General features: G+C 36.6%; 16 protein-coding genes. 12 read left to right on the forward strand and 4 right to left on the reverse strand.

Features of this window, described 5'->3' with window-relative positions; genetic code table 11:
* Positions 1-51: 51 nt before the first annotated feature.
* Together BLT30_RS01780 and BLT30_RS01785 are read right to left on the reverse strand one after the other, a co-directional pair.
* The gene (locus BLT30_RS01780) at positions 52-2,322 is read right to left on the reverse strand and encodes an aconitate hydratase (RefSeq protein WP_089870912.1); all 2,271 of its coding nucleotides are present in this window, start codon (positions 2,320-2,322) and stop codon (positions 52-54) included.
* A 296-nt stretch (positions 2,323-2,618) separates the two neighbouring features.
* Positions 2,619-5,396 carry a bifunctional aconitate hydratase 2/2-methylisocitrate dehydratase gene (locus tag BLT30_RS01785; RefSeq protein ID WP_089870914.1) on the reverse strand — a complete coding sequence of 926 codons (2,778 nt, stop codon included), beginning with the start codon at positions 5,394-5,396 and terminating at the stop codon, positions 2,619-2,621.
* 376 nt (positions 5,397-5,772) lie between these two features.
* On the opposite strand from BLT30_RS01785, the gene BLT30_RS18465 reads away from it, so the two are divergent.
* From BLT30_RS18465 to BLT30_RS01845, 12 genes are all read left to right on the forward strand, one after another.
* Positions 5,773-6,129, forward strand: coding sequence for a DUF2752 domain-containing protein (locus BLT30_RS18465; protein WP_394332192.1), 357 nt, complete (start codon positions 5,773-5,775; stop codon positions 6,127-6,129).
* A 15-nt stretch (positions 6,130-6,144) separates the two neighbouring features.
* The gene (locus BLT30_RS01795) at positions 6,145-6,813 is read left to right on the forward strand and encodes a WG repeat-containing protein (protein ID WP_089870918.1); all 669 of its coding nucleotides are present in this window, start codon (positions 6,145-6,147) and stop codon (positions 6,811-6,813) included.
* Positions 6,814-7,055: 242 nt separating this feature from the next.
* Positions 7,056-9,161, forward strand: a complete 2,106-nt coding sequence (locus tag BLT30_RS01800; protein ID WP_089870920.1) for a TonB-dependent receptor — start codon at positions 7,056-7,058, stop codon at positions 9,159-9,161.
* Positions 9,162-9,317: 156 nt separating this feature from the next.
* Positions 9,318-9,986, forward strand: coding sequence for a T9SS type A sorting domain-containing protein (locus tag BLT30_RS01805; RefSeq protein WP_089870922.1), 669 nt, complete (start codon positions 9,318-9,320; stop codon positions 9,984-9,986).
* 92 nt (positions 9,987-10,078) lie between these two features.
* On the forward strand, positions 10,079-10,759 hold the full coding sequence (locus BLT30_RS01810) for an HU domain-containing protein (protein ID WP_089870924.1): 681 nt from the start codon (positions 10,079-10,081) through the stop codon (positions 10,757-10,759).
* Complete coding sequence (locus BLT30_RS01815; protein WP_089870926.1) at positions 10,731-11,252, forward strand: acyl-CoA thioesterase; 522 nt, start codon at positions 10,731-10,733, stop codon at positions 11,250-11,252. The genes BLT30_RS01810 and BLT30_RS01815 overlap by 29 nt, the downstream gene beginning before the upstream one ends.
* Before the next feature lie 105 nt (positions 11,253-11,357).
* Positions 11,358-12,290 (forward strand): 2-hydroxyacid dehydrogenase, encoded by a 933-nt coding sequence (locus tag BLT30_RS01820; RefSeq protein WP_089870928.1) that lies wholly within the window; start codon positions 11,358-11,360, stop codon positions 12,288-12,290.
* Positions 12,291-12,389: 99 nt separating this feature from the next.
* Entirely contained in the window at positions 12,390-13,649 is a 1,260-nt protein-coding gene (locus BLT30_RS01825) for a serine hydrolase domain-containing protein (RefSeq protein ID WP_089870930.1), read from the forward strand.
* Positions 13,650-14,022: 373 nt separating this feature from the next.
* Positions 14,023-14,517 carry a sigma-70 family RNA polymerase sigma factor gene (locus BLT30_RS01830; protein ID WP_245707092.1) on the forward strand — a complete coding sequence of 165 codons (495 nt, stop codon included), beginning with the start codon at positions 14,023-14,025 and terminating at the stop codon, positions 14,515-14,517.
* Positions 14,483-15,202 carry a hypothetical protein gene (locus BLT30_RS01835; RefSeq protein WP_089870934.1) on the forward strand — a complete coding sequence of 240 codons (720 nt, stop codon included), beginning with the start codon at positions 14,483-14,485 and terminating at the stop codon, positions 15,200-15,202. Before BLT30_RS01830 ends, BLT30_RS01835 begins: the two co-directional genes overlap by 35 nt.
* Positions 15,203-15,342: 140 nt before the next feature.
* Entirely contained in the window at positions 15,343-16,590 is a 1,248-nt protein-coding gene (locus tag BLT30_RS01840; RefSeq protein WP_089870936.1) for a DUF4252 domain-containing protein, read from the forward strand.
* A gap of 5 nt (positions 16,591-16,595) precedes the next feature.
* Positions 16,596-17,120 carry a DUF4252 domain-containing protein gene (locus BLT30_RS01845; RefSeq protein WP_089870938.1) on the forward strand — a complete coding sequence of 175 codons (525 nt, stop codon included), beginning with the start codon at positions 16,596-16,598 and terminating at the stop codon, positions 17,118-17,120.
* A gap of 46 nt (positions 17,121-17,166) precedes the next feature.
* On the opposite strand, the gene BLT30_RS01850 is transcribed toward BLT30_RS01845, so the two are convergent.
* Positions 17,167-17,622, reverse strand: a complete 456-nt coding sequence (locus tag BLT30_RS01850; RefSeq protein WP_089872846.1) for a YciI family protein — start codon at positions 17,620-17,622, stop codon at positions 17,167-17,169.
* A gap of 150 nt (positions 17,623-17,772) precedes the next feature.
* Positions 17,773-18,978 (reverse strand): NAD(P)/FAD-dependent oxidoreductase, encoded by a 1,206-nt coding sequence (locus BLT30_RS01855; RefSeq protein WP_089870940.1) that lies wholly within the window; start codon positions 18,976-18,978, stop codon positions 17,773-17,775.
* Positions 18,979-19,064 lie beyond the last annotated feature (86 nt).

Consider the following 19,064-nt stretch of genomic DNA (forward strand, 5'->3'; position numbering starts at 1 on the left):
AGAATCATTTAATTCTTGCTTTTTTATTATTTTGAAATATTGGATTTTGTATTACCCTTCTTTTTCCATCGCTTTGATAAGGTTAAGAGCAGAACCTGCTTTGAACCAGGCGATCTGTCCCGCGTTGTAAGTATGGTTTGCCATGATGATATCTTTAGTTCCGTCAGCGTGAACAAATTCCAAAGTCAATTGCTTGCCCGGTGCAAATTGGTCAAGGTCAAGGAAATTGATGGTGTCATCTTCCATGATCTTGTCATAATCGTCCTTATTGGCAAAAGTAATTCCTAACATCCCTTGTTTCTTAAGATTGGTTTCGTGGATACGAGCAAAAGACTTAACCAAAACAGCTCTTACTCCAAGATGCCTTGGTTCCATCGCCGCATGTTCTCTGGAAGAGCCCTCGCCATAGTTTTCGTCACCAACTACAATTGTAGGAATACCAGCCGCCTTATATTGCCTTGCAGAATCAGGAACTGGTTTGTATTGGCCATCCAATTCATTTTTAACATTATTGGTCTCCATATTGAAAGCATTTACAGCACCAATTAACATATTGTTGGAAATATTATCAAGATGCCCTCTGTATTTCAGCCAAGGTCCGGCCATAGAAATATGATCAGTTGTACATTTTCCGTAAGCTTTGATGAGTAATCTGGCCCCGGTAATATTCAGTCCGTCCCAAGCTGGAAATTCTTCTAATAACTGAAGTCTATCTGACGTTGGGGAAACAATCACCTCTACATTAGAGCCATCTTCTGCAGGCGCAATATAGCCCGGGTCATCTACATCAAATCCTAATTTTGGAAGATCGTCGCCACTCGGTTCATCAAGCATCACTTCTTCTCCGTTTTTATTTTTAAGCTTATCTGTCAATGGATTGAATCTCAAATCCCCTGCAATAGCCATCGCTGTTACCAATTCCGGGGAACCGACGAAGGCATAAGTATTAGGGTTTCCATCCGCTCTTTTGGAGAAGTTTCTGTTGAAGGAGTGAACAATTGTATTCTTCTCTTGTTTTTCAGCACCTTCACGCGCCCATTGCCCGATACAAGGTCCGCAAGCGTTGGCAAAAACTTTGCCGCCTATTTCATCAAAAGTTTTCAAAAATCCGTCTCTTTCCACCGTGAATCTTACCTGTTCAGAACCAGGTGTAATGGTGTATTCCGCTTTTACCTCAAGATTTTTTTCTTTTGCCTGCTTTGCTACAGAAGCCGCTCTTGCAATATCTTCATAAGATGAGTTGGTACAAGATCCAATCAATCCGACTTCGATTTTTGTCGGCCATCCGTTTTTCTCTGCGATTTCTTTCATTTGGGAAATTGGTGTTGCCAAGTCCGGCGTGAAAGGGCCATTTAGATATGGTTCTAAAGTGTCAAGATTTATTTCGATAACTTGGTCATAATATTTTTCAGGTTCTGCATGGACTTCCGGATCAGCTTTCAAAACGTAGGCAATTGCGTCAGCAGCATCTGCCAAATCTTCTCGATCTGTTGAACGAAGATATTTGCTCATGTTTTGGTCGTATTCGAAAATGGAAGTTGTAGCGCCGATTTCCGCACCCATATTACAAATTGTTCCTTTTCCTGTACAAGAAAGCGAATTGGCACCTTCTCCAAAATATTCTACGATCGCGCCCGTTCCTCCTTTTACAGTAAGGATCCCTGCAACTTTTAGAATGATATCTTTTGGAGCAGTCCAACCGTTCAGTCTTCCGGTCAATTTTACACCGATCATTTTTGGGAATTTAAGTTCCCAAGCCATTCCAGCCATTACGTCCACAGCATCGGCACCACCAACTCCGATGGCAACCATTCCAAGTCCGCCGGCATTTACAGTGTGAGAATCGGTTCCGATCATCATTCCACCAGGGAAAGCATAATTTTCCAAAACGACTTGGTGAATAATACCTGCTCCGGCTTTCCAGAAACCAATTCCATATTTGTTGGAAACTGATTGAAGGAATTGATAAACTTCGTTATTCTTATTTTCAGCTTCAATCAGATCTTTCGCTGCGCCGACTCTTGCCTGAATCAAATGGTCTGCGTGAACAGTTGACGGAACTGCCACTTTTTTCTTACCCGCCTGCATAAATTGTAAGAGGGCCATTTGTGCTGTCGCATCTTGCATCGCTACTCTGTCCGGTGCAAAATCCACATAAGATTCCCCTCTTTTGAATGCTTCTTTCCCCTGCGAAGGGAAAAGGTGGGCACAAAGAATTTTTTCTGAATAAGTAAGAGGTCTTCCCATGAAGGCCCTTGCTTCGTTTACTCTGGTTTCGAAATCAGAATAAACTTTTTTTATCATATCCAAGTCAAAAGTCATATCTCGATTTTATTTTTATTTTTTTAATGGATTTCTCCGTGGTTTTTAAACGGAAATATTTGTTTCAATACATTAATCAAATACTATTCCTACACCTTAATAATAGGATAAAAATGATAGATGATTAAAATATTTTATGACTATGAAGTTAAGGAAAAAATGAAGCTTTTGACATTGATATAAGTTAAAATAATTTCAGCTTACGTTAAATGGAAAGATTCTAAACAAAAAATGGAAGGCTTCAAAAAGAAATCTTCCATTTTATATTTAAAAGTCTTTCGACTTTAAATCAATTATTAATGACCAACTGTAACCAATTCTTTGATAGATGGAACGAAAGTCGTCAAGTCAATCCCCTCAACTGCAGTTTTGTATTCTTCAATACTTGGGATTCTTCCGATAATTGCAGAAAGCACAACTACAGGAGTAGATGCCAACAGGGATTCTCCTTTTTTACGTTCTGAATCTTCAACCACTCTTCCTTGGAAAAGTCTTGTAGAAGTTGCCAAAACAGTATCTCCTTTTTCAGCTTTCTCCTGGTTACCCATACAAAGGTTACATCCCGGACGCTCTAGGTACATCATATTTTCATATTGAGTACGAGCTTCGCCTTTCGGAGCAGCATCGTTGAACTCGAAACCAGAATATTTCTCTAATAATTCCCAGTCACCTTCAGCTTTCAACTCATCAATGATATTATAAGTAGGAGCCGCTACAACCAATGGAGCCTGGAATTCTACTTTACCATTTTGTTTTTCAAGATTCCTCAACATCTGAGAAACGATTTTAAGGTCGCCTTTGTGAACCATACAAGAACCTACGAAACCAAGGTCAACTTTTTTCTCACCTCCGTAGAAAGTAAGGTCTCTGATAGTATCGTGCGTATATCTTTTAGAAACATCATCGTTATTTACATCTGGGTCAGCAATCATTGGTTCAACAATTACATCCAGGTCAACAACTACTTCAGCGTAATATTTTGCATTAGCATCTGGTGTTAAAGCCGGCTTGCTGCCAGTTCTGATTTCCTCGATCCTCTTATTGGCTTTATTGATCAAGCCTTGAAGAACCTTATTATGGTTATCCATTCCTTTGTCGATCATGATCTGGATTCTGCTTTTCGCAATTTCTAGTGATTCGATCAAAGTATCGTCTTCAGAAATACAGATAGAAGCTTTCGCTTTCATTTCCGCAGTCCAGTCTGTGAATGTAAATGCCTGGTCAGCCGGAAGTGTTCCGATGTGAACCTCGATAATTCTTCCTTGGAAAACGTTTTCTCCGTCAAATTGCTTCAACATCTGAGCCTGAGTTGCGTGAACCACGTCACGGAAGTCCATGTGCTCTTTCATTTCACCTTTGAAAGTTACTTTCACAGATTCAGGAATCGGCATTGAAGCTTCACCTGTTGCCAAAGCCAAAGCTACCGTTCCGGAGTCAGCTCCGAAAGCAACACCTTTGGACATTCTTGTGTGAGAGTCACCTCCGATGATGATTGCCCATTCGTCAACCGTAATATCGTTAAGAACTTTGTGAATAACGTCTGTCATTGCGTGGTATTCACCTTTCGGGTCACGAGCTGTGATCACTCCGAAATCGTTCATAAATTTCATTAATTTAGGAATATTAGCCTGCGCTTTTTTATCCCAAACTGAAGCCGTGTGACAACCTGACTGATAAGCTCCGTCTACGATTGGAGAAATCACGGTTGCAGCCATTGACTCCAATTCCTGAGAAGTCATCAAACCTGTCGTATCCTGAGAACCAACAATGTTTACTTCTACACGAACGTCTGAACCTGCGTGTAACAATTTACCTTCAGTAACACCTACTGCATTTCTGTTGAAGATTTTTTCAACAGCAGTTAGACCTTGTCCTTCAATAGAAATCTCTTTAGAAGGAGCGAAAACTGTCGGAACTGTAATTCCTAAAGTTTTTGCAGCAAAAGTCTGGATTTTTTTACCGAAAACGATGGCGTAAGAACCACCCGCTTTGATAAATTCTAATTTTTGAGGAGTAAATGATTTTGAAATATCTTTCAATTCAACATCTCCGTTGTATAATTTCTTTTCTTTAGTATTGATTGTAAGAACAGTTCCTGTAGCAACAGAATATTTTTCTTCTAAAACAATATCACCATTTTCATTACGAACAGGATTTCCGTTTTCATCAACTTTTTTTACCCAGTTTTGTAAATCGATTCCGATACCTCCGGTTACATCAACTGTTGTTAAGAAAATTGGAGAAATACCGTTTGTTCCTGCTACAATCGGAGCGATGTTTACGAAAGGTACGTAAGGGCTTGCTTGTTTCCCAGTCCAAAGTGCGACGTTGTTCACCCCAGACATACGAGAAGAACCAACTCCCATTGTTCCCTTTTCAGCAATAAGCATTACACTTGCATCAGGGTGTTGAGCTTGAAGCATTTTGATTTCGTCCTGTGCTTCAGGTGTAATCATACATTTCCCGTGAAGTTCTCTGTCTGAACGAGAGTGTGCCTGATTCCCAGGAGAAAGCAAATCGGTAGAAATATCACCTTCACCAGCGATGAAAGTAACTACTTTAATTTCTTCCGGAACTTCTGGAAGTTTAGTGAAGAATTCAGCTTTTGCATAGCTTTCCAAAATATCTTTAGCGATCACATTGCCAGATTCGTAAGCTTCTTTCAAACGAGCTGTATCAGCATCATACAAGTAGACCTGGGTTTTCAGAACTTCTGCAGCCTGCTTTGCAATGTTTTCATTGTAGCCTAAAGCTAGATCAAGTAAAACCTCAATTGAAGGTCCACCTTTCATATGGGACAATAATTCGAAGGCAAAGGTTGGAGTAATTTCAGCAACTACAGATTCACCAAGAATGATTTCCTTTAAAAACTTAGCCTTTACACCTGCAGCGCTTGTTGTACCGGGTAATGTATTATAAATAAAAAATTTAAGAGAATCAGCTCTGTATTCGTTATTCGTGTCTTTGATTTGTGAAATGATCTCGCTTAATAGATCTGCGCCATCAATTGGTTTAGGGTGAAGCCCTTGATTTTTTCTTTCTTCAATCTCTTGGATGTAATCCTGATAATTCATAATAATAGAAGTCTTTTCATTCTTTAATTTAAATAGATCTGCAAACTGTCTTTGGTGCTTTGAAGTCCAAAAATCCCGCAAAGTCTATACGCTACTAATAGTTTTCTAATTTTAATTTAAATAAAATCTTAATTCTATCGTGGAAATTTAATTTCTTATTAAATTCGCCCAAATTTACGAAATTTTAAGCTTTTTTAAGAATGGAATAATTTAGATTGAAAATAAATTAGATATGTTTTATCTATATTTTATATTTTTACCATAATAATTTCTATTTTGAAAATCAAAATAGTCTCAAAAACATATTATCTTGAAAGTCAAATCATTAATTAAGAATAGAAAAAAGTCAATTGTAATTTTTGTCTTTTTTTTAACTTTGATTTGCATCTATTATTTTTTTGATCCGACGAAATATTCATTCTTTTTAAAATGTCCTTTAAAAACAATGACAGGCTATGAGTGTGCGGGCTGCGGTGTTCAGAGAGCTTTTCATTCTTTGTTGCATTTCAGATTCCTAGAGGCCTTCAAGTACAATCCTTTGTTTGTTATTTCAATTCCTGTCTTGGTATTCGTTTTGCTTATCAATTTTGTTAAGAGGTATTATAATTTGAAAATCAAACTTGATAATTATATATTTAATAAAAAAAGCATCATTTTAATATTAATAATAGTTTTTGTATTTTCGCTGCTTAGAAACTCTGATTATTATAAAGCGATAATCGAATATCTTTAAACACAAACAACATCGATGAAAAAAAAATTAAGCTTAATCTTTATAAGCTGGTTCTTTCTGTCTGGTTCTCAGATGAAGGAAGACCAGATTCCTGCACTTATTCCCCAAGCAATAGATCAAAGATTCGGATATGTAGACCAGGGTGGGCGGTTTGTCATTTTCCCTGAGTATCATATTGCTATGTTCTTCTCGGAAGATTGTAATCTGCTTAATTCACCGAATAAAAGTGTTGCAATTTTCGGAACCTCGGATTATGCCACCGTAGAAAAAGACGAGGTGTCATACAGAATAGATAAAAAGGGGAACAGAGTCTATCGGTACAAACTGTCCGATCTCGGAAAGTGTGCTTCGTCATACCATTCATCTATTTACAAAGCTTTTGCGCTCAATGGGAGTTATGGTTTGGTAAGCAAAGAGGATGTGGACATCAGTGGATACAAAGATTTTAATATTTATCCTCAGTATCAGATGCTTTATGTTTTACAGGGTGATGTTGAAAACCCGATGATCGTAGCTGTGAAAAATGACAAATTTGGAGTTGTAGATAAAAATAATAAAACGGTTATCCCTTTTATTTATGAAGATATCAAAACTAATTTGAGTTGGAAAACGGCTAATCTTTTCGAGGTTTCCAAGGATGGGGAAACGTATTTTTTTATTGACAGAAATAATAATGCATATTAATTAAAAAAAATGTAATTTCGCAGTCAGAAATTTAAGGGGTGCTGTCACAAGCTGAGATTATACCCAATGAACCTAGAACAGGTAATGCTGTTTAGGGAAACATTCATTATAATTGATGAATGATAAGCGATAATTGATTAATAATAACGTTATAAAAAATCATTTATCTATTATGAATGATCAATTATAATTATAGTCGCCCCTTTTATTCCAATAAATTTTAACAACAAAAATTTAAACGAATGAAAGGATTTGTTTTTTTAGGGGTATTCATTGCTCCATTTTATCTTTCACAAACTGTTCAGGATTCTGCACAAATTACTTCTATTCCTGCCGTCGAATTCACAAAAAGAACGCCGGTTGCAAAATCGATCATCAATGTCGAAAAAGATCTGGCAGACAAAAATCTCGGACAAGATCTGCCGATTCTTCTGAAAAATCAAATGTCGGTTGTTTCCACTTCTGATGCTGGAAACGGAGTAGGTTATACGGGGCTTAGGATCAGGGGAACTGCAGGGACGAGTATCAATGTGATGTTGAACGGAGTTCCTTATAATGATTCGGAGTCTCAAGGAACGTTCTTTGTGAATGTTCCGGATCTCACGAGTTCTGCGTCACAGATTGTTATTCAAAGAGGTGTTGGAACATCTTCAAATGGCGTTTCGGCATTCGGCGCAAGTGTGAACGTGCTCTCCAAAGACCCATCGGATGAATTTTCTGTTAAAACGGATGATTCCTATGGTTCTTTCAATACTTACAAATATTCTGCTGAGGTCAACTCTGGAAAATTCTGGAAAAATCGGTTATCTGTAATGGGAAGATATACTTACATCCATTCTGATGGATATATCGATAGAGCATTTTCAAAACTTCATTCCTATAACTTTTCTGCTTTGTTCCAAGAAAAAAATACCGAGTTGAGATTCTTGGCTTTTGGAGGGAAAGAGAAAACTTATCAGGCTTGGAACGGTGTTGACAAAGCGACTTGGGAAACGGATCCAAGATTCAACTATTCTGGAGCTATTTATGATTCCAATTGGGAAAATATAACGGGATATTATAATAATGAAACCGATAACTACAGACAAAATCATTATCAGCTATTATGGAATCAGAAATTTTCTGATAATTGGAAATTAGAGACAACAGCCCATTATACAAAAGGGAAAGGTTATTATGAAAATTATAAACAAGGTGACCCTTTTGCAAGATATAATTTGCCAAATCAAATTGTTGGAGGAAGCGAAGAAGAATATTCGGATTTCATTAGAAAGAAGTGGCTGGATAACGATTTTTATGGTGTGATCTCTACCTTGTATGGGGATTTGGGTGATTTGAGCCTTAATGTTGGAGCAGTTGCGAATCAATATTACGGAAGACATTTTGGAAATGTTACAGGAGTTTTTATTCCGGAAATCAATGAGTTTGAATATTACAGAAATCGTTCTGTTAAAAATGAAGTCTCTGGTTTAGCAAAAGCAATTTACAAACTGAATCAATTTGAGTTCTTTGGAGACTTACAATTGAGAAATATCGATTACGATACAAAAGTGATCCAGCAAGGCGATGATGAAGGTGTGGATCTTCATAAAAAATGGACTTTTTTCAACCCGAAAGCAGGGGTGAATTTTAATATAGAAAATGGTAAAGTCTTTGTTTCATATGCCAATGCACATCGTGAGCCGAACAGAGATGACCTTTTCGCCAATCCGGAAACAAAAGCCGAAACACTTCATGATTTTGAAGCAGGTTGGGAACAGCAGATCGGAAAAGTTGCTTTGACCGCAAATGCTTATTATATGTACTACAAAAACCAGTTGGTTTTGAATGGGCAGGTCAATAATGTGGGAGCGTTCATTAGGACCAATAGTGGCAAAAGTTACAGGCTTGGACTGGAATTAGGGATTCTGTCAAAGATCACAAAAGATTTGCAAATTTCTGCTAATGCAACTTTTAGTGATAACAAAAACAAAGATTTTTATTTTGAGTCAGAATCAGGAATTCAAAATTTGGGAGATACGGAGATATCTTTTTCACCAAGTTTCCTTGCCAATGGAAATGTTTTCTATTCGCCATTCAAAAATTTCAATCTGGGAATTACAGCTCAATATGTTGGTAAACAATATCTGGATAACACAGGCGATAAAGTGAATCAGTTGGATGCATATTTTGTTCCTGATTTTAATATGTCATATAAGTTGCCTCTCAGGAAACAAGATGTGACTTTGAGGTTCTTGTTAAATAATTTCACCGATACTAAGTATGTCAACAACGGTTTTAGTGGACCATATTACTTCGCACAAGCCGGAATTAACTTCCTTTTTGGGGTTTCTTTAAAACTGAAATAAAAATTTTTGATTTGATAATCAATGATTTGTGAGTTTTTAAGGTCTATTTTGTAAATTTTTATTTGTTAACTTAAAATTAATATTAGATTTACAACAATTTCAAGTACGTGTATAATGTACATTGAAATTGTATATAGACCTTAAAAATTTACATTTATGAAAAAAATCTATTCATTAATGCTTGCCGCATTGGCAGGTGTTACGCTTTCTGCGCAGCTTACTTATACCGTATCGAACGGTGTTTACAATCTTACTTACGGGAAATCAGGTGATTGGAGTTTCTATGACCCACAAAGCCAGCCCACGTTCTATGTTCACGTCTGGTCTGCTCAATCTGATGGTGATAATAATCAAGGAAACTTTGATGATGCCTGGTCAAACTCAAATACCACAATGACTTGGGACAACACGGAAGGTGCTTATGTTGGAACTATCAATTTAAACACAAAACTATTTACAAACTCCAACAATACAATGCCTCAGGGGACGGTGGTCCAAAGAATTGGAGTTGTTTTCAAAAACAAATCAAACGGAGCTGATTTCCAATCTGGGGATAGGGATTTGGAAGGACCAACGACGCTTACTGCAATGGCTGTTTCAGAAGCCGGCGGAAAGACAAAAGCTCAAGTCGCAGCAGGTAAACTATTCACTTCTGCAAAAGGGGATCTGGAGTTGACCGTTTATGATTTCGGAGGAAAGGTAATAAAGACCTTAAAAGTAAATGCAAATGGAAATCCTATCGAATTGAATCTTTCTCAAAAAGGATTGTATCTGATGAAGATCTCCGGCAACAACATTTCAGAAGTTGTAAAGTTTGCGTATTAACACTTCAATTAATTCATATCAAATCAAAAGGTTGCTGTAAAAGCAGCCTTTTATATTTTCTATAACATCAAAAATTATGTAGTTTTGTGGCGATGAATTTTGAATATCTTTTATATCAATATCTTCTGAAGCATAATAGGGCAGAAGTTCCGGAATTTGGAGTTTTCGAACTTACAAAGGAATCGGCTAAAATAGATGCTGAGAACTCTATTATTATTCCACCGAAAGAGACTATCGCTTTTGAATATGATCTCTCCGTATATGATAGTCAGCTGGCGAAATTTATTGCAGAAGAAACTGATTCCGATCTTTCCATCGTCCAGATGAATCTAAAATCCGAAGTTGCTAAATGGTTTCAGAAATTGCAGGCAGATAATTTCCTCGATTTGGAAAATCTTGGTCAATTTCAATTAGATGAACAGAATAAAGTAGTTAAGATAACAGATAGTAATTCTGATGTTTTTGGATTTGAAGAAGTTGATCTGCAACAGCTTAAAACCTTGAAATCAAAAAAAACATCAATAGAAGAAAATTATACTTTTAATAAGGGTGTGATCTGGGCTTTTATTGGTATCGTGATTGTTGGGAGTGCAACACTTTTTTTCTTTGGTGACCAAGAGCTCATATTTGGAAAGTCATCCCAGATTCCTACAAAAAAGATCATCAAAAAAGCGGAGCCTAAAAAAACTCTGGCAATACCTAAAATAGATTCAACAAAAACAGATAGTATAAAACCGACAACGAATGCAAAAATCCAAAAAACCAATAGATAGCCTAACGGTAATGACGAACATCGTCTTGCCCAACGAAACCAATTCATTAAGAAATCTTTTCGGAGGCGAACTGTTGTCAAGAATGGACAGAGCAGCTTCTATATCCGCAACAAGACATTGCGAAAGAAGAGTTGTGACAGCGTCTGTGAATCATGTTTCCTTTAATCATCCGATTCCCGAAGGCGGAATTGTAGTTTTAGAATCCAAAGTTTCCAGGGCATTTTCTACATCTATGGAAATCTATGTGGATGTTTGGTTGGATGATCCGATCAATCAGACAAAAATCCAAACGAATGAAGGAATTTACACCTTTGTAGCAGTTGATGAGTTCAATCGTCCTATTCCGATCCCAAAAATAGAGCCCGAAACAGAACTGGAAATCATTCGTTTCGATGCGGCCTTGAGAAGAAAAGAATTATCATTGATCTTGTCCGGAAGGATGAAACCAACCGATTCTGTAGAACTCAAAAAATTATTTCTGGGGACAGAATAATTTTAAAATATCAATTTAAGAACGGGCTTTATTAAAGCTCGTTTTTTAATTTTGCATTACAATTTGGTTCTAATATCTGAAACCTAATTTCTAATATCTATAATAATGAAAATCCTTCAACTCGATAAAAATCATCCGTTAATTTCTGAGCAGCTTACAGCAAAAGGTTTTGTTGTAGAAGAAGACCATTCTTCGACTTATGATGAGGTTTTGGACAAAATAAAAGATTATCAGGGAATCATTATCAGAAGCCGAATTCCGTTAGACAAAAACTTTCTGGCCAATGCTTCTCATCTCAAATTCATTGCGAGAGTAGGAGCGGGAATGGAAAATATCGATATAGAAACTGCGGAAAAATTAGGGATCAAATTAATTAATTCTCCGGAAGGAAACAGAGATTCCGTTGCGGAACACGTTGTGGGAATGTTATTGATTCTGATGAATAGATTATTCATCGCGTCCAACGAAGTCAAAAACGGGATCTGGAGACGAGAAGAAAATCGAGGCAATGAATTGTTGGGAAAAACTTTCGGAATCATTGGTTACGGGAATATGGGAAAAGCCACTGCTAAAAGACTTTCCGGTTTCGGGGTTGAGGTTATTTTTCACGATATTTTACCAAATCTTTCCGATGAATTTGCAACGCAGGTTTCTTTGGAAGAACTGCAGAAAAGAGCGGATATTTTAAGCCTTCATATTCCTCTGACTATGGAAACGCATTATTTGATTGATGAGGTATTCATTTCAAAAATGGAAAAGAATTTCTATTTTGTAAACACAGCTCGTGGGAAAAATTTAAAAACTAAATCTTTAGTACAAGCAATTGAATCAGGTAAGGTTTTAGGTGCTTGTTTGGATGTTTTGGAGTATGAAAAGTCTTCTTTTGAAAATCTTGAAACAGAGAACCAAGATTTGAAATTTTTATTAGATTCTGAAAAAGTGATTGTTACACCGCATATTGGTGGCTGGACAAGTCAAAGTAAAATCAAATTAGCTCAGTTTATTGTCGATAAGATTCTGGCAGATTTCGAAAATTAATTCTTAAAATTTCTCCACATTTAACATTTCTTAAGATAATTACTTTCGGTCAAAATTTCATTTTATGTTAACTTGCGAATCCTTAGAAGTTGGCAAAGAATGAATTTCAGAAAAGTAATCACGATAGGTTTAGCGGTTGTATGTATTAGTTCTTGTAAAAAGAAAGAAGAACAGATCAATGAAAATTACGAATCTAAACTTCCCAATTATGGCAACGTAGATTTAACCAAAGTTTTCACACCACAAGAATCTACACTTTCCAACGAATCTACGATTCTTCCTCAAATCAACAATTATTATCAGAAAATCTGGGAACAAGGCGACCTTAGCGGAGGAATTCTTGTTGCAAAAGGTGACAAGATCATCTTCGAAAAGTACAGGGGATTTGGCAGAGAAGGTAAGCAAATGCCGATTGATGCCATCACGCCGCTTCACGTAGCTTCGGTCAGCAAGACAATGACAGCAATGGCGGTTTTGAAATTGGTAGAAGCTGGAAAACTGAAAATGGAAGATGACTTGACCAAATTTTTTCCAAAGTTTCCCTATAAAGATATTACCGTTTTCAGTCTGTTGTCACAAAGAAGCGGACTTCCGAAATATGAACATTTTGATCAGGGCATAAAACCTGCTCCGGAAGAACTCAAAAAAGAATTCTTGACGAATCAGGATGTTCTGGATATGCTCATCAAATACCAGCCGGCTTTGGCAAGAATGTCCAACACAGGATTTATGTATTGCAACACAAACTTTGCTTTGCTGGCACTGATTGTTGAAAAAGTGACTGCAACCCCTTTTCCGGAAGCAATGCAGGAGATTGTTTTCAAACCTTTGAAGATGAGTCATACCTATATTTTCCAGAAAAAGGATATCCCAACAGCTTCGCAATCGTTCTTTAGTGGTTACAGACTGTATCCTTTGGACAAACTGGATTTGATTTACGGTGACAAAAACGTATACACAACGCCAAGGGATTTGCTTAATTTTTCCATTGCATTATATTCCAAAGATTTCCTGAAACCGGAGTTGGAAAACAAAATCTTTGAACCTTACAGCAACGAGAAAAAAGGAGTCAACAATTACGGTCTTGGTTTCCGAATGAAAGAATTTGATAACGGTGAAAAACTAACTTATCACAACGGTTGGTGGCACGGAACTAACTCGGTTTTTGCACATCTTTTGAAATCGAAAGTGACGATTATTGCCATTGGGAACAAGTATTCTGGGAAAGTTTATTCCGCATTGTCGTTGTCTGGGTTGTTTGAGGATTTTCCTTTCGAAATGGATAAATTCAACAAAACAATGAATCCAAAAGGAGCCGGCGAAAAAGATTCGGCATCTGCAGGAAACGGAGAATTGTAGAGTATTTTGGGCGCCTTTATCCGCCTTCCGTTCCCGCTTTTTTCTTTTTTGATAAAAAAGAAAAAGAGCTCCACTCAAGTCGGGGCGCAGATTCAACATAAAAACAACATTCAATATAAAAATACAATTTTGTCATTTTTAGTTACTTCGAGTGAAATATAACGTCAGAATTTTAAAAATATTATAAAAAATAATAAATTGATTATCAGAACTTTAATAATTATTAGAGTTCTTTTTTTATTTTTGATGTAATAATTGTTACATTACAGATGTCTTACTTTTAAACAGCCAAGAAATTGTAAAGGTTTCAAAACTAAAACTTTGAACCTCAAAACATTAAACTGAATCTATGACTCAAGACAACTTTCAAAAAATGGTATATATTCTCAAGGATGAGATGTATCGTTTTGCGAAAAAGTTTTTGATGAGCGCAGACGAAGCCGAAGATGTTGTAATGGATCTGATGATGAAGTTCTGGCAAAAGAAGGAAGAACTTTTGGCTGTAGAAAACCTGAAAAGTTTTGCAATGAGAAGTGTGAAAAACGAATGTCTGAACCGCCTGAAACACCACGAAGTGAAGTTGGGGTTTGCAAGCCAGACAAGACATCAGTCAGAGCTTTATCAGATAGAGACAAATAATATGAGAGAGCAGATTTTGGGATTTATCAACCAACTGCCCGAGAAACAAAAAATGGTCATTCACTTAAAAGATGTTGAGGAATATGAGATTTCGGAAATCTCGGAAATGATGGAAATGGAAGAAAATGCAGTCCGGGTCAACCTGATGAGAGCCAGACAAAAAGTGAAAGAATCAATTAACAAACTTTATGCGTATGAAAACCGACAGATACAAGGATTGGGAATCTAAATTCTTCGAAGGCGAAGACCTTACGCCGGAAGAAGAATTGTTCCTGAAAAATGAAAGTGATAATCCGTATTTTTCTTTTCTGAAAGAAGAGAAACAGGATAAATTAGATATAAGCTTCGAGGATTTTTTAAAGAAAACAGAGGAGCCAAAAATAGTAGCACTTCCGATTGTGAAAAGAAAATCTTATACACAATACTGGATGGCGGCGAGTCTAGTTTTATTAATGGGAATCAGCGGATTTTGGATGTTTAATCATCCGGAAAATATTGAACCTCAGATTGTAAAACATACAGAAGCTCCTAAGAAAGTTGAAGCTTCAAAAGTTTCTCCAGTTGAAGAAGTTTCAAATCAAAAATCAGTTTTGGCTCAACAAAATGTTCAACCTGAAACACAAAAAGTTGAGAAGAAAAAGACAGTTGAAAATCAAGAATCAAAAGCACAATTTGCTTATCATCAACCAAAACAAATAAATGAAAATCTTAATCAAAATAAAGTAAACTCAGATTCGGATTACAACCCGAATTATGTTATCATCAATGGAAAGCCGGTTTATAGCGAGCAGGAAGCTATTGCTGTGACAGAGGATACTTTTAATTATTTCGCAAGTAACGTTACTCAAACCATAAATCAAGCAGAATCTGCCCAAAGTCAATCATTAGACTTTTACAGGATTCTTAATTTTTAAATATTAATTAATTGAAATCGCTATCGAAGAATATTCTGAAAATAGTACTAAATTAAATGGCGATTGCAGGACCTTAGACAAAATCATTATGAAATCGTTTTACGATTGCATAAGACCGTAAACAAATTATAAAATTACTTATGAAAAAAATATCAATATTAATCGTATTATTTCTTCTGTCCACTAATATTTTCGGACAAACAGAAGAACTCAATAAGCTCTTTGATAAGTATCAGGACACGGAAGGCGTGACCTCTATCAAGATTGCAAAACCTATGTTCAAATTGTTGAATAATCTAAAAATCGATAATGAAGAACTTGGCAAGATTCAACCACTTTTAGGAAAAGTTAATGGACTTAAAATGCTGGTTCTGGAAAAATCTGCAAAATCAGATAATCCGCTCGTAGATGAAAAGAAAATTGAAAAAGAAATTGCGAATTCCCTCAAAAATATGAAATATGAGGAATTGGTAACCGTGAACAATCGCGATGCTAAAATCAAGTTTATGGCGCAGGATATCACAGCGAATGTTATGGACAATCTGATTCTTAATATTATGTCGGAAGAGAGTTCTGTGCTGATGATGCTGGACGGAAAAATCTCTATGGATGATGTGAATAATCTGATGCAGGAAACCAAAAATGTGACTTCTGTAAATCCGGTTTCTACAATCAAATCTGACAAAACCAATGTTGGAAGTGTGAGAGATGTTCCTGCTTTCAATGGAATAGAAACGTCTTCGGGAGTGGAAGTAGAATTCACTCAAAGTACAAAACAAAGTGTGGTTGTAAAAGTGGAGCCTGAGAAACAACAATACATTATCACAGAAGTTGAAAACGGTGTCTTGAAAATCTTCGTGAGAAACAAAGGCGTTAAAAATTTAAGATTCAATGAATTGAAGGTTATCGTTTCCGGACCAAAATTATCAAAACTGATTACAAAATCCGGTTCGACTTTCAAAGCGGTTGCTCCAGTTAGCGAAACTACTTTTGCGGCAAGCTGTTCATCAGGTTCACAAGTTTCCGGCGACTTTATAATCTCTACCAACACAGCTTTGGACGTTTCTTCTGGTGTAAGTGTGAAAATGAATCTTGAAACCAAATCTCTGGCTTTGGAAGCAAGCAGCGGAAGTTCTATCAAGTTAACGGGAAAAGCAGATTCCGGAGTTTACAGCGCAAGCAGCGGAAGTTCTATCTCAGCAGGTGATTTTGTAACCAAATCTGCAGTCGTAGATGCGTCTTCCGGAGCTAGTGTGAAAATTAATACGACAGAAAGTTTAACAGCAAGTGCAACATCGGCAGCGTCTGTACAATACAAAGGAAATCCTTCTAAAGTGACAAAATCTGCCAACGAAATGACGGGCTCAACTATTAACTCTATAAACTAGAAATTATGTTAAGATTTATATACATTATCATTTTGACGATTGTCGGTTTCTTTCTACAGTCGTGTATGGTTTCTCAGAAAAAAGTTCATACCGATTTTTTTGACAACCCAGGATTCAAGGAGAGTTCAACTTTTGTAAGCATCAATGTTCCGACTTTTTTAGCTAAATCTTATGTGAAGCAGGCTTTGAAAGAAGACGGAGAAAGTCAGGAAGTGATAGACCTTGTAAAGAAGATCAGTGATGTAAAGGTCTTGATTGTGGAAAGTTCCAAAACACCAGTCAAAGCAGAATTCCAGAAATATCTGACCAAAAATAACTACGAAGAATGGATGTCCGTAAAACAACAAGGTCAGGTTGTAAGCATCAACGCACAGCAAACCAATGATATTATCAAGAGAATGATAATTACTGTGAATGATGATAATGACCAGAGTGTTTTTGTAGATGTGAAAGGGAAGTTTACGCCGGATGATGTTTCAAAGATCATCAATGCGACCGAAAAAAATCAAATCAAGATCAATAGAAATTAATTTTTCAGGACCACTATTTTTTAGTGGTTTTTGTGCTTGGAGAATTTTAGAAATGAACTTTGGTGACTTTATCGTGAGATTTCAAATAGAGTGGAAGTGCAGCGGAACCATACCATTTATAAATTTCGACATCGAAAATCCCTGACTTTACAGAAGGGTCGGTCAAGACTAAACTTTCTGCTTCTTCTTTGGTTTTCGCATCCAGAATGAAAATTCCACTGTAATCATTTTGGTTTTTTTCCAGCATAGGTCCTGCAACAATTAGCTTTCCGTCTTTTGCCAGTTTGCTGATGTTTTCCATATGACCTTTCATCAGTTCTGATTTTTTGGCTTTGTCGTTGATTTCAGCTTTTCCTTTTTTGAGAATAACTAAATAATAGGATTTCATTCCGTATTGGTCAGCTCCGAGAGAATCAGCTAATTTCTTGTCAAACCCTTTGTTCTGGGCATTAACGAATGATGAGAATATCATTACAGAAAGAATTATAAATAGAGATTTCATAATTTGATGTTTATTAAGATTCATTGATGAGCGAAGTGTCTGGGTGAACTTAAAATATTTGCAATACTGTTAAAAAATCTTCGCGGACTTTGCGCTCAACTTAATTCAAATTTAGAATAAAAAATGAAATCTCAGATCGGCATAGAACAATTATCTCCTGAATCTGAAATACTCGGTCAATTCGTGTTTTTTGCCTTTAAGAAAATCAGAAGCCATTTCCATTCCTATCACCGAAAATGTAATCCCATTCCCTCCAAAACCTAAAACAAAATAAGCGCTTTGGAAATCAGGATGTTCACCGATGTAAGGCAATCCGTCTTTGGTTTCACCGAAAGTTCCTGCCCAGACAAAATCGGTCCGAAAATCATTTTCAGGAAGATATTTATCCAGTTTTTTAACCAATTTTTGTTCCTTTTCGTGAAGCAAAGAATCACGTTTTTTAGCATTCACAAACTCCTCATCTTCGCCACCGATCAAAACCCGATTATCATCAGTAGTTCTCATATAAATATAAGGTTCGGCCGTGTTCCAAACCAAAAGGTCGTTCAGCTCTTTGTGATTTTTCTCGTGTTGTTCGCCGACGATCGCATACGTTGATAATAGATTTACAAAATCGTCTTTGATGATTTCTGTACTTTCGAAACCGTTGCAGAAGATTACTTTTTTAGCTTTGATTGTATTTTCAAATTCTGTAGTAGCGATGACGCCATTTTTCTTGTAATCGAATTTAATAATATCGGTTTTATCAAAAACTTGCAATCCTTTTTTATGATTGTAATGTAGAATGTCGTGCGCCAGACAAAATGCATCGATGCTTCCACCTTGTTCAGATAAGATTCCTCCGAAAGTATTATCGATTTTAAATGTCTTGCTGATTTCTTCTGATGAAAGCCATTTTACAGGAAACTTCGCCGATTGCCGCGTTTCGAATTCCTTCATCAAGTCAGGAACATCTTTCTTGAAAGCCGCAAAATAAAGTGACTCTTTTTTCTTGAAACCACATTCAGATTTGATTTGCTTAGCGACTTTCCCTAAAGTGTCGATAGACTCATAACACGCCCAATAGGCTTTTTCTGCACCTTCTTTCCCAATCATTTCTGAGAGCTCAAAAAGAGGAACGTCAATCTCGTATTGAAGCATCGATGTCGTTGCACTTGTACTTCCATTCCCGATTTCTCGTCGGTCAACCAAAACAGTTTTGAAGCCGTCTTTTATCATCTGATGAGCCAAAAACGAACCCGTTATTCCGCCACCGATAATAAGGATTTCAGTTTCGATATTTTCTCTAAGCGAAGGATAAGAATGTTTGATGCCGTCTTTGACGAGCCAGAATGGTTCGGGAGATTTGAGTTTCATATGAAGATTTAGTTGTTATTAAATGTCATATGTAATCGCGAAGCGATTTCATAGTTTTACTTTTGATTTGATTGTTCTTGCTAATC

The organism is Epilithonimonas hungarica, assembly GCF_900102265.1.
GTDB classification, from domain to species: domain Bacteria; phylum Bacteroidota; class Bacteroidia; order Flavobacteriales; family Weeksellaceae; genus Epilithonimonas; species Epilithonimonas hungarica.

Bases quoted from the DNA above. Each gene is read 5' to 3' on its own strand.
- BLT30_RS01780 (WP_089870912.1), bottom strand. From the start codon at position 2,322: ATGACTTTTGACTTGGATATGATAAAAAAAGTTTATTCTGATTTCGAA.
- BLT30_RS01785 (WP_089870914.1), bottom strand. From the start codon at position 5,396: ATGAATTATCAGGATTACATCCAAGAGATTGAAGAAAGAAAAAATCAA.
- BLT30_RS01795 (WP_089870918.1), top strand. From the start codon at position 6,145: ATGAAAAAAAAATTAAGCTTAATCTTTATAAGCTGGTTCTTTCTGTCT.
- BLT30_RS01800 (WP_089870920.1), top strand. From the start codon at position 7,056: ATGAAAGGATTTGTTTTTTTAGGGGTATTCATTGCTCCATTTTATCTT.
- BLT30_RS01805 (WP_089870922.1), top strand. From the start codon at position 9,318: ATGAAAAAAATCTATTCATTAATGCTTGCCGCATTGGCAGGTGTTACG.
- BLT30_RS01810 (WP_089870924.1), top strand. From the start codon at position 10,079: ATGAATTTTGAATATCTTTTATATCAATATCTTCTGAAGCATAATAGG.
- BLT30_RS01815 (WP_089870926.1), top strand. From the start codon at position 10,731: ATGCAAAAATCCAAAAAACCAATAGATAGCCTAACGGTAATGACGAAC.
- BLT30_RS01820 (WP_089870928.1), top strand. From the start codon at position 11,358: ATGAAAATCCTTCAACTCGATAAAAATCATCCGTTAATTTCTGAGCAG.
- BLT30_RS01825 (WP_089870930.1), top strand. From the start codon at position 12,390: ATGAATTTCAGAAAAGTAATCACGATAGGTTTAGCGGTTGTATGTATT.
- BLT30_RS01830 (WP_245707092.1), top strand. From the start codon at position 14,023: ATGGTATATATTCTCAAGGATGAGATGTATCGTTTTGCGAAAAAGTTT.
- BLT30_RS01835 (WP_089870934.1), top strand. From the start codon at position 14,483: ATGAAAACCGACAGATACAAGGATTGGGAATCTAAATTCTTCGAAGGC.
- BLT30_RS01840 (WP_089870936.1), top strand. From the start codon at position 15,343: ATGAAAAAAATATCAATATTAATCGTATTATTTCTTCTGTCCACTAAT.
- BLT30_RS01845 (WP_089870938.1), top strand. From the start codon at position 16,596: ATGTTAAGATTTATATACATTATCATTTTGACGATTGTCGGTTTCTTT.
- BLT30_RS01850 (WP_089872846.1), bottom strand. From the start codon at position 17,622: ATGAAATCTCTATTTATAATTCTTTCTGTAATGATATTCTCATCATTC.
- BLT30_RS01855 (WP_089870940.1), bottom strand. From the start codon at position 18,978: ATGAAACTCAAATCTCCCGAACCATTCTGGCTCGTCAAAGACGGCATC.